The 14,479-nt window shown below is 58.3% G+C and carries 11 protein-coding genes; 1 reads left to right on the top strand and 10 read right to left on the bottom strand.

The window, feature by feature from the left end:
- Nucleotides 1-45 precede the first annotated feature (45 nt).
- The 7 genes from KGB29_RS06335 to KGB29_RS06305 all read right to left on the bottom strand — a co-directional run bounded on the left by KGB29_RS06335 (nt 46) and on the right by KGB29_RS06305 (nt 9,707).
- Nucleotides 46-1,401, bottom strand: coding sequence for a spinster family MFS transporter (locus KGB29_RS06335; protein ID WP_150813932.1), 1,356 nt, complete (start codon nt 1,399-1,401; stop codon nt 46-48).
- 148 nt (nt 1,402-1,549) lie between these two features.
- On the bottom strand, nt 1,550-2,800 hold the full coding sequence (locus KGB29_RS06330) for an OprD family outer membrane porin (RefSeq protein WP_150813931.1): 1,251 nt from the start codon (nt 2,798-2,800) through the stop codon (nt 1,550-1,552).
- A 604-nt stretch (nt 2,801-3,404) separates the two neighbouring features.
- Nucleotides 3,405-4,724 carry an outer membrane protein transport protein gene (locus tag KGB29_RS06325; protein WP_150813930.1) on the bottom strand — a complete coding sequence of 440 codons (1,320 nt, stop codon included), beginning with the start codon at nt 4,722-4,724 and terminating at the stop codon, nt 3,405-3,407.
- A gap of 161 nt (nt 4,725-4,885) precedes the next feature.
- A complete protein-coding gene (locus tag KGB29_RS06320; protein ID WP_150813929.1) occupies nt 4,886-6,787 on the bottom strand; it encodes an acyl-CoA synthetase in 1,902 nt (633 codons plus the stop codon).
- Nucleotides 6,787-7,743, bottom strand: a complete 957-nt coding sequence (locus KGB29_RS06315) for a fumarylacetoacetate hydrolase family protein (protein ID WP_150813928.1) — start codon at nt 7,741-7,743, stop codon at nt 6,787-6,789. The genes KGB29_RS06320 and KGB29_RS06315 overlap by 1 nt, the downstream gene beginning before the upstream one ends.
- Nucleotides 7,744-7,918: 175 nt before the next feature.
- Complete coding sequence (locus KGB29_RS06310; protein ID WP_150813927.1) at nt 7,919-9,010, bottom strand: VOC family protein; 1,092 nt, start codon at nt 9,008-9,010, stop codon at nt 7,919-7,921.
- Nucleotides 9,011-9,092: 82 nt separating this feature from the next.
- A complete protein-coding gene (locus KGB29_RS06305) occupies nt 9,093-9,707 on the bottom strand; it encodes a TetR/AcrR family transcriptional regulator (RefSeq protein WP_150813926.1) in 615 nt (204 codons plus the stop codon).
- 262 nt (nt 9,708-9,969) lie between these two features.
- Between KGB29_RS06305 and KGB29_RS06300 the strand changes: the two genes are divergently transcribed.
- Nucleotides 9,970-11,208, top strand: coding sequence for an NADH:flavin oxidoreductase/NADH oxidase family protein (locus KGB29_RS06300; protein WP_150813925.1), 1,239 nt, complete (start codon nt 9,970-9,972; stop codon nt 11,206-11,208).
- Nucleotides 11,209-11,212: 4 nt separating this feature from the next.
- Here the strand turns inward: KGB29_RS06300 and KGB29_RS06295 are convergent, their stop codons facing one another.
- From KGB29_RS06295 to KGB29_RS06285, 3 genes are all read right to left on the bottom strand, one after another.
- Complete coding sequence (locus KGB29_RS06295; protein WP_150813924.1) at nt 11,213-11,860, bottom strand: TetR/AcrR family transcriptional regulator; 648 nt, start codon at nt 11,858-11,860, stop codon at nt 11,213-11,215.
- A 2-nt stretch (nt 11,861-11,862) separates the two neighbouring features.
- Nucleotides 11,863-13,521: a bifunctional 3-(3-hydroxy-phenyl)propionate/3-hydroxycinnamic acid hydroxylase gene (locus KGB29_RS06290; RefSeq protein WP_223507907.1), complete on the bottom strand. Its 1,659-nt coding sequence runs from the start codon at nt 13,519-13,521 to the stop codon at nt 11,863-11,865.
- Between the two features lie 174 nt (nt 13,522-13,695).
- Nucleotides 13,696-14,391: a winged helix-turn-helix transcriptional regulator gene (locus KGB29_RS06285; RefSeq protein WP_090456076.1), complete on the bottom strand. Its 696-nt coding sequence runs from the start codon at nt 14,389-14,391 to the stop codon at nt 13,696-13,698.
- Nucleotides 14,392-14,479 lie beyond the last annotated feature (88 nt).

Below are 14,479 nucleotides of genomic sequence, written 5' to 3'. Positions count from 1 at the left end.
TTTGACAGGAGCGAGGCCGAGACGCCGATCGTGGACTATGACCAATCAAGCCCGGGTCGGATACTCCCGGGCATAACTTTCGCGAAAACGACGGCAACCACGCCAGAGCAGCAGCACGGTCAACGCCGATGCACCGGCGATCACCAGCGACATCGACGACCCTACCGCCGCGGGCGATCCGAAATAGCGGTCGGTCAACAGCGCCACCAGCGTGGTGCCCAGGCCCAACCCCAGCAGATTGCTGATCAGCAGGAACACGGCCGAGACCTGTGCGCGCACCTGGTTCGGTGCGAGGATCTGCATCGCCGCCGTGGACGCCGGCATCGGGAACGAGGCGAAGAACATCGCTGGCACCAACAGGGTCACCGACAGCCACAGTTGATCGACTTGAGAGAACAGCACGGCCGGCACCGCCATGCCGAGGGCGCCGATGACGCCGGTACGCATGGCAGCGTCCTGATGACCTTTCTTGGCCAGATAATCGGTGAGCCATCCACCGAACAGCACCCCGCCGGTATTGGCCACCAACAGCACGGTGCCGAGCATGTAGCCCGCCTCCATCGGCGACAGGCCGAACTTGCGGATGTACAGCGCCGGGCTCCAGCTCATCAAGCAGAACAGGGCCATGGCGTAAAATGAAAAGCCCAGGTAATGACAGGTGAAGGTGGCGCGGTGGCGAGCGAGGAAGCGCAGGCCATCGCCCATCCCGACCTTCTTGGCCCGCCCCTGCGCATCCACCTGCAGGCCTTTGCGCGCCGGATCGCGCACGGTGAGCCAGATCAACAGGCCGACCACGATGCCGGGCAGGCCGACAACGAAGAACGCCAGCTGCCAGGCCTTCATCGCGCCGAGAAAGGCGACCTCGATGGTGTTCATGTCCTTGAGCATCGCGATCACATAGCCGCCCACCAGGAAGGCCAGGCCACCACCGACGAACGAGCCGATCGAGTAGATGCCCACGGCGCGGCCGAGTTTCTCCTTGGGGAACATGTCGCTGAACATCGAGTAGGCCGAGGGCGACAGGGCCGCCTCGCCGACACCGACGCCAATGCGGGCGAGGAACATGTGCAGGAAGTTCTTGCTCAGGCCGCAGGCTGCAGTCGCCAGGCTCCAGAACACGACGCCGACGGCGATGATCTTCGGTCGGGAGAAGCGGTCGGCCAGATAGGCGATGGGCATGCCCATGAACGCGTAGAACAATGAAAAGGCCAGCCCGTGCAGCAAGCTGAACTGGGTGTCGCTGATCTGCAGGTCGGCTTTGATCGGCTCGATCATCAGCGCCAGGATCTGCCGATCCACAAATGAAAAGATGTAGGCGATCATGCACAGGCCGACCACGTACCACTCGTAAATGTAGGTTTTCTTCTTCTGCAGGACCGCGTTATCGACCTGGATATTCACTAGTGTTTGCTCCTCTTGGAATCCGCTCATGCGCGCAGCGGTGCGCAGAACAACGACTGGAAAGTTGCGGGGCAGATGCAAAGGACAAAGGGTTCGAACATGGTCAGGCCTCTTATTGTTATGGGGGCAAATCCCGGGTGGACCGGGCTTACCAGAACTTCCAGGTGTAGGTCGTGGCGACACGGAATTCGTTGTAGTCGTAGCCGTATTTCTGTTTCACGTCGATGTTGCGCAGGTCCAGCCCCAGGCCTTGCAGCGCCCCGCTCTGGACCACGTAGCTGAGCCCCAGAAAGCGTTCGCTTTCCTGGTTGTCGCTCAGGTTGTTGCCACGGTCCCAGTTGGTACCCTTGATATAGCGGGTGTAGAGCTTCAGCCCAGGCACGCCCATCCCGGCAAAGTCATAGCTGTAGCGCGCCCCCCAGGACTTTTCATCCGGGCGGACAAACCCCAGGGATGACCAGTGCACCAGGTAAGGTTGCGGGATAAAACCGTTCATCGTCGGGAACACGCTGTCACCGAGCATGCGCTGGTAACTGAGGCCAAACATGTGGGCGCCTTTGAGCAAGGTGAACAAGGCACCGTAGGAACGGTTGTCGATCTCACCGTTCAAGGCATTGCCATCTTCATTGTTATTGAAGTAGCGCAAGTCGGTTTTAAGTTTGTAGCCACTGCCCAGGTCAGCCATATGCATCAGGCCGAAATAGTGTTGCTGATAAATGTCGTGCAACACGCCGTAGAAATAACTGGCTTGCAGGTTCTTGGTAATGTCGTAAGTTGCGCCGCCGAAGTCCAGGCCGTCACTGTCGAGATTATCGGTGGAACCAAACTTGTACAGCTTCTCGTGGTTGGAAGATTCCCGTGTCACGGCAGACCAGAACCGGCCACCGGTCATCGTCAACCCATCGACTTCCCTGGACTCGACCACGGCGCCTTGATAGATCGTATCCAGTTGCCGACTGGTGTCATCGTACGCCACCGGCAGTTGTGGACGAAGGTCACCAACCTTCAACTCGGTCTTGCTGTAGCGCATCTTGAAGGTTGCACCGGCGCGACTGTAGTCATCGGCCGTCTGCTGGTCGCGGACGCTGTACGGCAGCGAACCGTCATTGCCCGACGAATCCAGGCGAACGGCGTACTGCGCATCCACATCAAGGCCGATTGCCAGGGCCGTATCGGTGTAACCGGAGGTAAACTGCGCATCGAAACCCTGGGACCAACTATGCACTTCAGAAACCGGCGCATTGGTATTGGTGTAGTTACGGTGCAAGTAGAAGTTTCGCGTATCCACTTTCAAGTGACTGTCATCAACAACATCGGCATAGGCTGTCAATGGCGAACAGATAATTCCCAACACGCCGGCAATACCGAGCCCACGGCAAAATTGCTTTACCTGATACATCTAACTTCTCCACATCTGTATGTGCTGGGCACTGTATTTATAGGAGCAGATTCGAACTAAAACTAAAAATGCCGGCAGCCGAACACCGAGCCCTCTTGAGCAGCAAGGCGGATTGCATCAGGGATATAAAGGACGATGGGTTCGAGCATTGTCAGACCTATTGTTGTTATGGGGTAAAGCGCCAGGCGGGCTCAGTGGAACAGCCCGCCAAGACGACACGCCTCTTGTCTACCCAAGGTAAGTGAGTAGGCGCCGCGCCGATATCGAGATGAACAGCATCCGTTGGGGGGAAAACTTCAACCCGGCTAAAGGTTTCCCTTAGTCGACTCAAAGGCGCAGGGCACACGGTGGGAGATGGCAAGCCTGAATTGCATAAGCCTTCCTTAAGCGAGGTCTTGTTGTTGGATGGGCCCTAAGCTAGCGATTGCCCTGCCTGCCAACCTCCCCGATTGCGCAGGCGATTCTCCAATTGCGCAGCCTGATGCAGACTGCCTGAGCACTGCAGCCTGCTAGCCCCCTGCAGCAACAGCACTTCGCCGCGCCATTCGGCGAACTGGAAGCCCATCCCCTGGCGCGTCTCCCCTCGATAGATCTCGCGCTTACCTCAGTACCGATAGGTTGCCTGCACTGAAATGCCATTCGCACTGTTTTCGTAGTTGGCGCTGTATTCAGGTTGAAGACCGGAGTTGTTCGACTGCTTTACCGAGACTTTGGAATCCCAGAGATAACCATAAGCAAAGTCTATCGTCAGATCGGCATTCGGCGAATAAGCGCCACCCAAGGTCACGGCCTGGCGATTCCCAACCGGAACACGCACGCTGCGATCGGCATTTCTAATGGGCGACGGGTCATAGGCGTAGCCTGCACGCAACAGCCATTGTTGGTTCAATTGATAGGATGCGCCAACTGCGGCGGCCCAAGTGTCGCGCCAGTTCATTTCTTCGGTGACACGTCCCAGGCCAGCCGCCTGGCCTAGCGGGGTAAGACCGCTGTTGACTGCCTCGACCTTCTGGATCCGGCTCCAACGTGTCCAGGTGGCTCCCAGGTATCCCGTCCAGCGACTATCGAAATGATGGGTGATGGACGTGTCCACGGATTCGGGCATCGTGATATCGATCTTGTTGTCATACTTTCCGTCCAGCGGGATAACGCTCGGGGAGCCGGAAACCTCGGTATGCCCTTCGAGTTCATACTTCACCTTCGAGTGATAGGTAATCCCCCAGGTAGTTGCCTCACTCAAGTCAACCATGAGGCCGATGTTGTAGCCAATGGCCGTGTCATCGCCTTTGATGGTGACCAGTGTGTCCTCGCCGTTGTTCAGGGCGCCGGTAGCCAGGTAATTCTGAAGCTTTGCACTGAAATGGTTTATGGTCGGTCCACCACCAATGGACACGTAATCATTGATCCGATAGGCAATGGTCGGCTGCAGGGTTATTTCCTTGGTCGTGCTATAGGAACCATGGTAGCGCCCCTGAAAAGAGCCCTCATAATCATTGATCAGACCACTCGGGGCATAGAGACCCAAACCAATCGAAAAACGATCGTCAAGCGGCGTCGACATATAGGCGAAGGGCACGCCCCCCAAAGGTACCGAGTCCCCCTTGTTCGTTCCAGAGGCACTGCTCTGCGCATCACTGATGTCGTCGCTCGCCGAGATGATCCCGGCGCCGCCGGAAATCTCACTACGCTTCAACTTGGTCAAGCCTGCAGGATTTCCAAAGATGGTGCTGGCGTCCAGCGCGGATGACGACCTTCCCGCATACGCAGTCCCCGCACTGCTGGCACTTTGTTCGTTAAGGCCAATGCCATTGGCGCCTGCCATTGTAGAGGCGCTGAGGAGTGCCATGGCACTGGTGAATTTAATCCATACAGCACATTTTCGCTGAGCGCAGAGACACGGGATCGCACGGTTGTTCAGCTGCATTTTCCACCTCTTGTTTATTGTTTTTGTTGATTACACGCAGGCAAGGCTTCGCCGTCCTGTGCACTTCCCAGTGCCGGTTGGAGTTGATCGACGTTGTGTAAAAGGCCCTGGCTGAACAGCACTAGGGCATCATTGCTGTACTACCGATGCGAATCAGAAACTCAATTAACCCACTCAACTTGAAAGCTGTAACGGCCCAGGAGCGGAGCCAGGACTTCCTGACCAGTTCCGGCCTTGACGCAGGCAACTTGCCCGCGACGATTGTCCTGCACGACCTCGACAGCAATATCCGAAAGCCCCAGGCGTTCCACTTCCTGCAGGACTACTTTGGCAATCTCCCGCTGCTGCAAAGCGGGCTTGAATATCTTGCCCACGGCAGTCAGTGGCAATGCATCGAGGATTTCAATGCGCTTGGGAACGGCTGCCCGCTCGCTGATGTTCAAATGAGCGAACGCCTCAAGCTCTTCGGCTTTGCAAACTTGGCCCGGGCGCAGTTGAACGTAGGCGACCGGCACCTCGCCCGAGTAGGCATCGGGGCTGCCGATTGCAGCGGCCAGGGCGACGGCGGGATGCGCCTGCAGAGCCTCCTCGATCTGCTTGGGATCGATGTTGTGGCCGCCACGGATGATCAACTCCTTCTTGCGGCCGGTCAGCCAGAAGTAACCCTGCGCATCCTGGCGACCCAAATCGCCCGTATTCAACCAGCGCTGGCCGTCGATATCGATCCAAAGGCCCTGGTTATGACGCTCCTCCAGATAGCCATTGAACAGGTTCGGACCGCTGATCGTGATGAGGCCGATCTCATCCACGCTGGCGTCGCGCAGGTACTCTCCAGAATCATTGAGCAAGACCGCGCGCATATTCTGGTAGGCGATCCGTATCCCGATGGAGCCGATATGGCGCTCGCCATGGGGCGGATTGATCGAGGAAACGCAGGCGCCCTCGGTGAGGCCGTAACCTTCAAGAATCTTTAGCCCGGTACGGCGCTCGAACTCCCGGAAAAGCTCAGCCGGCATGGGTGCGGCGCCACAGATTGCATAGCGAAGACTGGACAGATCCCGGCCCTGCCATTCATTTTGCAAAAGTGCTGCATAGACAGTTGGCACGCCGGAAAAGAGGTTGATACCGAAGTGCTCGACCATCTCCCAGAATCGTGGGATCACGCCCTCGCCACGATACCCCTGAGGCGTGCCGAGGATCACATGGTCGCCTTGCATCCAAGGCATCAGTCCAGTCACCAGCTGGCCATTGACATGAAATAGCGGCAGGCCACAGAACATGACCTGGACACCACTGCGTGGCTGCATGTGAGCGGCGATAGCCCATGCGTTGAAGACTTCCGAGCCGTGGGTACGCGCGGCGATCTTGGGAAGCCCGGTGGTGCCGCCCGTACAGATGTAGGAGCAGCACTCGTCCTGGCGGATTTGCCGACCGCTCTTGAGGTGGGTGTGCGGCTGAGCATTCATCAGCGATTGCCAATCGTGGATCGCAATATCGCTGTGTAAGTCTCGTTCCTTCAGTGCCACGGCTTTCAGGACCCCACGCACGGGTTCGTCGACATAGGGCTCCATGCTGACCCAAACGACAGACCTGATCCCGGGTAACTGATCCAGCTGCGAAGCCAGTTTTGGCCACAGATCGCTGCCTGGAGTCGGCGCGAGTGTCACCACCACGGATGCCTTCGCGGCATTCAACAAGCCAGCCATCTGCGTGGCCTCGAGCAGAGGATTGATCGCCATGACGATCCCCGCCGCCTCCCCGCCCCATATCGTGAAATGGGTTTCCGGCAGATTGGGCAAAACAAAGGCAATCACCTCGCCCGGCTTTATGCCAAGGTCATCGAAGGCATTTGCCGCGCGGGTGATATCCGCAAAGAGCCGGGAGTAGTTCCACTCGCAGGTGCGCTTGAAATCGGCGGCATCGGCGAAGAAGCTCAGCGCCGGCGCCTGGGGGGTGCGCTCGGCCGCCTGACGCAGCGCTTCATAAGTGCTGCAAGCCAGGCCACGCTCCGACAAGGGGACTCGTTCGAGATGTTCGATGTCGCTCAGGGTCTGCACCACCATCAGACTTCCCCCACGACTCGGTTGCGTTGCACACCGAGGTCGATCACACCATCGGCGCTGCGAATGCGCGCCTCAACCACGTCACCGGCCTTGAGGTACTGCGTCCGGCCCTCTTGCGCCTTGAGGAAAAGTTTCCACTTGGTGGCCTCTGGCAAAAGGGCTGCAATGCGCATTTTGCCAGGCGAAGGGATCGTTAGAGCGCAGCCGGCAGGCGTACCGGTGGCAATCAGATCTCCAGCGGCGAGATCTTGCAGGGCGCAGAGTTCGGTCAGGGTTTCAGCGGGGCCGTAAACCAGGTTGGCCGTGCTGTCGTTCTGTCGCACCTGGTCGTTGACCGTCAGCTTCAGCTGCAGTGCCTTGAGGTAATGCATGTCCTTGGCATCCAGCAGACAGAGGTACGGGCCGACCGGGCCGAAAGTGCGGTAGCTCTTGCCCTTGTAGAACTGCATCTGGGGAATCTGAATGTCACGCGCCGAGTAGTCATTGACAATGACGACGCCTGCAATGAACTCATGCAGATTGGCGTCGGTGACAGCAACAGCGCCGTTGACCGAGCGCTTCATCACAAGGCCCAGTTCGATCTCGTAGTCAAGGAAGCGCACGTGGCGCGGCTTGATCAGGTCGCTGTCAGCCGCCACCAGGCAACTCGTCGCCTTGGTGAAGATCATGTTGAATTTCTTCGCATCCGGGTCCATGCCCGACTCGATCATGTGCTGACGATAGTTGGCACCCTGGCAGAGGAACTGCTGGTTACGGGTCACCGGCGACAGCAGTTTTACTTCGCCCTCCGCAAGCTCCGTACCTTTGAGTTGCGCGAGGTCGTCGATACTGTTCTGGCGAATGAAGTCACCGGTGGTTTCAAAAACACCGGGGATGACTGTGATACGGCCCTGGCGAAGCACGCCCCAGTGGATACCGTTCTGAAATTCAAAGCGGACTACGTGTACAGCAGACATTGAAGGTACTCCTGGAGCGGCGTTTGTCCCGCGTTCGGTGGCGCGGGAACTGTGGTGTTGTTCTGAAACGGGGCTGGCAACGGTGCAGACCCACGCACTGCCAGCAATCAAAGCGCCGGCTTTAAGCAGGTCCCGCCGGCCAAACCGGGTGGAGTTGTCCGACATGGCGGCAGCTCTACCCGAACATCCGCATGAGTGTTACCAACTTTCGAATGGTCAGGTCCGGGCTGCGTCGCAGATTGCGGATCAGCAGAATCAGATTGGCCAGGCTCATCTTGGGTTTGGTAAAACTCTTGGGCATGCGCTGCCCCCACTGCGCCATTGCCTCGGGGCTCACCGGGTGAATGCCCGTCGGCCGAGTGGCCGTGAAAATATCCCCGTCGCAGTAATGCTCGTGCTTGTCACCCCAAGGGTCTTGCCAGTAATCGAAGATCTGACTGCCCAGAATGTGCCGGCCGATACCCCATGAGTGCGCCCAACCGCGCTCGCGCAAGACGCGCTGCCCCATACCAATGGCATCTGCATCGACGACTTCATAGGCGCTATGGCTGTAGGTGGCCATGAACCCTTGCGCAATCGCGAGCGTATGGTGATCCGCGGGAATGTCACCGAGATCAAGGCGCATGAAAGCGACGATAGGCGTGCCGTCGGGGAGTACCTGCACATCGCTGGGAATAAACCCGAAATGCTGCGTATACCAGGCACAGGTCGCTTGATACTCAGCCACTTCAATGACGATGTGGCCAAGCTTGAGGACTTCAGGGGGAGCAATCGGCGGGCGTTGCGTGGCGTTGATTCGTGGCTGCTCGTGCGCCAGATTCCAGTGCAAAGGAGCTCTATGTGCCAGCGTCTTGCCTGGCATCTGGTCGCAGACGGCTTCCACAATGAAACCGGACGGATCCGTCAGCCTGACGCAATACCCGTTACCGGGATGTTCCGATTTCTCGACCGAAGACGCACCCGGGATTCGAGTGAGCTTTTCCAGTTCTTCCAGGGACTGCACGGCAAGTCCGAACCCGATAAAACGTGCATGTTCAGCACGTTGGACACGGTAACAATATGCAGTGGCGTCGGTGGCACGTAGATAGAGCGTATCGGCGTCCTGCCGACTTACCGTCAGGCCGAAGTCGGTCAGGAAACGCGCCGCCTCATTCAAGTCCGGCCGCTGGAAAATCAGGTGAGTCAGATCCTGGGCTTTTACCGTCGGCTGCGGATGCCGGGCAGGTTGTTGTGTCGCCAACCGGTGCAATTCGATTTTGTTGTTCATTGTTGTTTTCCGGTTTTTTAGGGCAAAGCTGTCCCGAACCCCTGAAAATCCAGGGGTTTAGCCAATTAAGTCAGTTAGGAGCTCAGTCGAGAGTTGGAAGTGCCGGCAACTCTTTGGTCGCCAACGCACGAGCCTCCTCTGACGGCACACCCAATGCCCGCAGTACCAGTTCGGCGGTATCAGAGCCCGACTCGCGCCACGTTCTGTGACCTTCCAGTACCAGGAAAATCGAGCCGAGCACACTGCTCGATATCAGCGTCAGTACTGAGAGCAATTGCTCCTGCGCAAACGTGTAGCGCCCAGTGCCAAGCCCGCTCAGAAGATCCTTGGTCGCTTGGCTGCTGAACATTTCGCGCAACGAGGCATTGCTCATGGCGAATTTATGGATGAATGCGCCCCACTGGGAGTCTTCGTGCGCTCGGCGAATGAAGAATCGAATGCCATTGGCAAGGCGATGAGCCGGGTCCGAGAGGGAATCGAAGCTCTTGTTGACGCGCTCATGCATCTCCCTCGCGAGATGGCTGGCAACCGCCTCGAACAGGCTTTCCATGCTGTCGATGTTGCTATAGACCGTTCCGCGCGCCACACCCGCCTCTTGCGCGAGGTCGAGGATGTTCACCTGTGAGGTGCCTCTCTCGGCGAACAGGCGAAAGGCGGCTTGATGGATGCGTCGCTGTGTTGGATTCAGGGATTCCACGGTTCTCTCTCCAGGATTACCTCATGGAACGATTGAACACTCGTGTTCATTTTACGTCAACACTATTTTTTTTCATGCTGGATTATCTGCCTGAAAACCGGCCTGCAACCTAATAATCTTGAGGCCATTATCGATGTCGCCGGCTCAATAAAAGAGCAGCACATTGACACAACTGAACACGCGTGTTCAATTATGTCATGGCTCAGGCTCGTCTTCTCGGCAAGCACCTGGCTCTGCCCATCGATGAAAACCAGGACACAACATGACCGGCTCAAATCTCTTCAAACCGCTTCGATTGCCTAACGGCACGGTGATTCCAAACCGAATTGCCAAGGCTGCCATGGAGGAGAACCTTGCCAATGAGGATCACGCTCCAGGGGAAGCGCTGGTCAAGCTCTATCAAAGTTGGGCGGAAGGTGGTGCCGGTCTGATCATCACCGGCAACGTGATGGTTGACCGTCATGCCTTGACCGGCCCCGCTGGCGTGGTGCTTGAGGATGATCGGAACCTGGGCAAATTCAAGCTATGGGCCGATGCTTGCCGCAGCCGTGGGGCTCAGGCCTGGATGCAAATCAATCATCCCGGACGGCAGCTATTGGCTTCAATGGGGCAACCGGCAAGGGGCCCCTCCGCAGTGGCGGTCGATATCCCCGGACTTTCTAAAGCGTTTGTGCCGCCCAGGGCCTTGGACGAGCAGGAAATCGAAGAGCTGATCGGGCGCTATACCCAAGCGGCGGTGCTGGCCGAGCGTGCCGGATTCACCGGCGTGGAGATTCATGCCGCGCATGGCTACCTGTTCAGCCAATTCCTTTCACCCTTGACCAATCGGCGCGACGACCGCTGGGGCGGCAGTCTGGAAAACCGCGCGCAAATTCTATTGAAAACCATCGACGCAATACGTCAGCGGGTGGCACCGATCTTTTGCGTCGCCGTGAAGCTCAATTCCGCAGACTTTCAGCGCGGCGGTTTTGACGCCGAGGATGCGGCTCGTGTGGTGGAAATGCTTAACGCCAAGGCGGTCGACCTGGTCGAGTTGTCGGGTGGCAGCTACGAAAGCCCGGCCATGCAGGGGCAGACCCGCGATGGCAGCAGCCTGGCTCGAGAAGCCTACTTTCTCGAGTTCGCGGAGAAAATAGGAGAAATAGCGCGCATGCCGTTGATGGTCACCGGCGGCGTGCGCAGAAAGGAGGTGGCGGAGCGAGTGGTGAGCGGCTCAGTGTCGATGGTCGGACTGGCCACTGCATTAGCGATCGAGCCTGCCCTGCCGAGGCAGTGGATGGCAGGCCGGGACATCAAGGTGGAGCCCATCGTCGTCCGCTGGAAGAACAAGACGCTGGCATCGCTGGCAGTGGCATCGGTGATCAAGAAGCAGCTCGGCTTGCTGAGTCAAGGGAAACGGACAAACCCCGGGACTTCGCCACTCATGGCATTGATCGGCAATCAACTGAAAGCTCGTCGCCAGGCGAAGAGCTATCGGCAATGGATTGATCAAGCCAGGTAGAGGATCAGGCCGGTAGCGGCTTTCCGGCGATTCTCCTGGCTCTGGCAGGCGTTACCCCCAGAGCCTGGAGAATCATTTCGGCGACCCGCAGATCATGCGCCTCCACTGCACGTCCCTCGACAACTGAGCGCATTGCTCCGGTTGTGCAGGATAAGACGATGTCCAGGGCGACCCCTTCGTCCACGTAAGCAAAAATGCCCGCACGCAGCCCCTCACGCAGATCGCCAAGTACATGGGCCGCCAAACGCGAGCGCATTGCCTGGTCGAAATGGATGATGCGCAGCAACGCATTCGCCCACTGGTGGTCGGCCGCGGCCCGGCACACAAACATGCGCACGCCGATTGAAAGCCGCTGTGCGCCGCAGTGCACGTCCCTGCTCATGGCGGAAATGGCGTCAGAAAACTCCGCGGCCATGGCGATGCCCACCGCCTCCAGAACTTCGTCGCGAGTTCGAAAATAGTTGTAGATGGTGCCGTTGGATACCGCCGCTTCCGCGGCTACCTCAAGCAGCGCGATCTCCCCCACTTCCTTACGTGCGACAAGACGCAATGCCGCGTCCACCAGGCCGCGACGGGTGCGCTCGCGCTTCTTGTGACCCCGCGTGAGAGGTTGTGGCGCAGTCGCTTCTAAAGGAAGAATGGGGGAATGCATTATCAAGCTCGTAATCTAGTGGGCTCATTGATGGTAACGCAAACGCTATCAGCAGTGGCGTCTTCGCTAGCCAGCAGGCCCCGGCAGTCACGAAGCAGGACGTCTGCCTCTGCGCCAGGGGCGTGGTGCATGATGATACGGTCGGGACGAACCGCGACGAGCGTTCCTTTAGGGGCCAACGACAGGATTTCATGGTTCATGTCTTCGATGAAGTCACAACTGCCGCCGGAGCGTTGGCCGCGTGTTCTGACTTCCAGGAAGTGGCCTCCCATTTTTTCCCAGGAAACGATCTGATCAGTGGTTAGCAGTGACAACGGGTCAACACCCAGTCCAACCAAGGTCAGGTTGTCTCCAAGAGCATCGTCGCTCAGTTTGATCTGCTTTTGCATGTTGCGAGTCCAGGCCTGGGGAAACAGGCTGCCACGCACCAGCTTGTCGCCCCGGCGATGCTGCACGAACAAGCCATGTTTGAAGGTATTCTTCGGCTTGATGTCCAACTGTTCGAAGTACCTCCTGGTAGCGGGAGTCAACGCCAGCATGCGCATCAGGCCGTGGACAAAGAAAGCGGCGACCTTGTTCTTGGGCATCACCATGCGGCCCATGAGTTTGGCCAGATTGATCATCGCCTGAGCATGGGGCCGGCGCTCTACATCATAGGTTTCCAGTATTGCAGGCGCGGCATGGCCGCGAAGGACCCAGGCCAGCTTCCAGGCAAGGTTGGCGCCATCTCGAAGTCCCGCAACCAGGCCTTGCCCGACAAAAGGCGGGGTGATGTGCGCTGCGTCGCCGGCGAGGAAGATGCGTCCCTTGCTGAATTTGTTGCAGCAGCGCGCGTGGAATCGATACACCGCCTTGCGTTCGACTTGCAACTCTTGCGGGTTGATCCATGGCGCGATCAGCCGGGCTATGCTTTCCGGGCTTTCCAACTCTTCCCGGGATTCGCCTGGGTGTAGCATGAACTCCCAACGCTCCCTTCCGCCGGGAGCGGGCATGTGCGGCGTCGGGCGCCGTGGATCACAGAGAAACTCAATGTGATCAATCGCTGACTTATGCCGGTTCATGACATCGACAATCAGCCAATCCTCGGCATAGGTCTGCCCTTCGAACTCCTGGCCAATCAGTGCTCTGACCCTGGAGCTTGCGCCATCCGCACCGACCAGATACTGGGCGCGAACGGAATGCGCTTGACCATTTTGATCCCGTACGGAGGCGACGACGCAATCCGACTCCTCGACCAGACTCTCAAGCTCGAAGCCACCAAGACTGGTCACTGACTTCAACCGGGAAACCTGGCCGCGCATCGCGTGTTCCAGGTCCGGTTGATAGAACGTCACGAGTTTCGGATGGCCGTCGATGGCCCCCTCAGTATTGGCTCGACCGAATTGCCCGAGTACCGGGGAGTGCATCCTCACTTCAGGGATAACGATCTTCTCGAAAGCGTCTTCCGACAAACCAGCGAGTTGCAGGATGCGCAACGCCTCGTTGTCCAGAGCAATGGCACGAGGCATCAGTACGACCTCGTGTGTCTTGTCCAGTACCAGGGTCGTTACCCCATAGCGGCCCAGCAGCGCCGCGATTGTTGCACCTACCGGACCGTTTCCGACGACCAGCACGTCGACGGCGGAGGGAGGCAATTCGGAAACTTTCTTGTTGTTGTTCATATTGAGCCCTTGTTGTGATTGAAGTCGTGAGGCGCGCAGGTCTCATCGTCAGGCAGGCTCAAGGTATGCAATATTGAGACAAATTTCAATATTGATATATTTGTCATTATTTTTTCGTGATCATTGCCAAGCCACGACGAGAGCCAACGGTCGAACGCTTACTTTTCTCGATGGCTATTGCAAAGGCTGGATTGCAGCGCTCCGGGTACCGGCGAACGCACTCGTGCCAAGCCAGCGCCACAGGTTTTCCGCATCCTGCACAGCGCCGTCCACACGCAGCTCTCGCGACTGAAGAACCTCCCTTGGTGTGCGGTCGCCAGTCCACACCTCGGTCAACGCGCGCACGCTAGAGTCCACGACGAGTGTGAGTTCGCGTCCGGGGTCGTCGCGGCACAGATCTGCCACACCATGTTCGACTACGAGCCACCACTCTTGCTCGCCGGACCGCGCGTCGCGGAACCTGAAGTGAATGACCACCGCCCGGGACGGGAACATCTCGATGCGCGCGAACCGGCGCACGTCCCACATGAGCAGGCCCGCGTCGAGTTCGTTATCGCGAAGGCGACTACCTATCCAACGCGCGCCCCAATGCCCTAGCGCCATGATGATGGGGCGCAGTTCCTCGCCTGCCTCGGTCAGGCTGTACTCCCAGACTTTGCCCGTGGCCGTGCGATGTACGACACCGATATCTTCCAGGTGGCGCAGCCGCTGTGCCAGCAAGCTGGTGGACATACGTGGTACGCCGCGGTGCAGTTCATTGAAGCGTTTACTGCCGCACAGCAGCTCGCGCACGACCAAAGGCGTCCAGCGCTCGCACAGTGCTTCAGCACCGCGCGCGACCGTACAGAACTGACCGTAGCTTTCATCCATCGCCCGTACTCCGCAAATACAACGCTTCAGATTCTGAACTAGCCTCGCGGTATCGCCACGCGCACGCTGAAACCTGCCAAAGCCACCG

Origin of the sequence: Pseudomonas sp. BF-B-30, from assembly GCF_019956305.1 — a bacterium.
Classification (GTDB): domain Bacteria; phylum Pseudomonadota; class Gammaproteobacteria; order Pseudomonadales; family Pseudomonadaceae; genus Aquipseudomonas; species Aquipseudomonas jessenii.
Note: the sequence above shows the minus strand (reverse complement) of the source record. Positions and strands in the feature narration are given on the sequence as shown.

What these genes read in the sequence shown, in the direction of transcription:
- KGB29_RS06330 (WP_150813931.1), bottom strand. Translation starts at nt 2,800, where the DNA reads ATGTATCAGGTAAAGCAATTTTGCCGTGGGCTCGGTATTGCCGGCGTG.
- KGB29_RS06325 (WP_150813930.1), bottom strand. Translation starts at nt 4,724, where the DNA reads ATGCAGCTGAACAACCGTGCGATCCCGTGTCTCTGCGCTCAGCGAAAA.
- KGB29_RS06320 (WP_150813929.1), bottom strand. Translation starts at nt 6,787, where the DNA reads ATGGTGGTGCAGACCCTGAGCGACATCGAACATCTCGAACGAGTCCCC.
- KGB29_RS06315 (WP_150813928.1), bottom strand. Translation starts at nt 7,743, where the DNA reads ATGTCTGCTGTACACGTAGTCCGCTTTGAATTTCAGAACGGTATCCAC.
- KGB29_RS06310 (WP_150813927.1), bottom strand. Translation starts at nt 9,010, where the DNA reads ATGAACAACAAAATCGAATTGCACCGGTTGGCGACACAACAACCTGCC.
- KGB29_RS06300 (WP_150813925.1), top strand. Translation starts at nt 9,970, where the DNA reads ATGACCGGCTCAAATCTCTTCAAACCGCTTCGATTGCCTAACGGCACG.
- KGB29_RS06295 (WP_150813924.1), bottom strand. Translation starts at nt 11,860, where the DNA reads ATGCATTCCCCCATTCTTCCTTTAGAAGCGACTGCGCCACAACCTCTC.
- KGB29_RS06290 (WP_223507907.1), bottom strand. Translation starts at nt 13,521, where the DNA reads ATGAACAACAACAAGAAAGTTTCCGAATTGCCTCCCTCCGCCGTCGAC.
- KGB29_RS06285 (WP_090456076.1), bottom strand. Translation starts at nt 14,391, where the DNA reads ATGGATGAAAGCTACGGTCAGTTCTGTACGGTCGCGCGCGGTGCTGAA.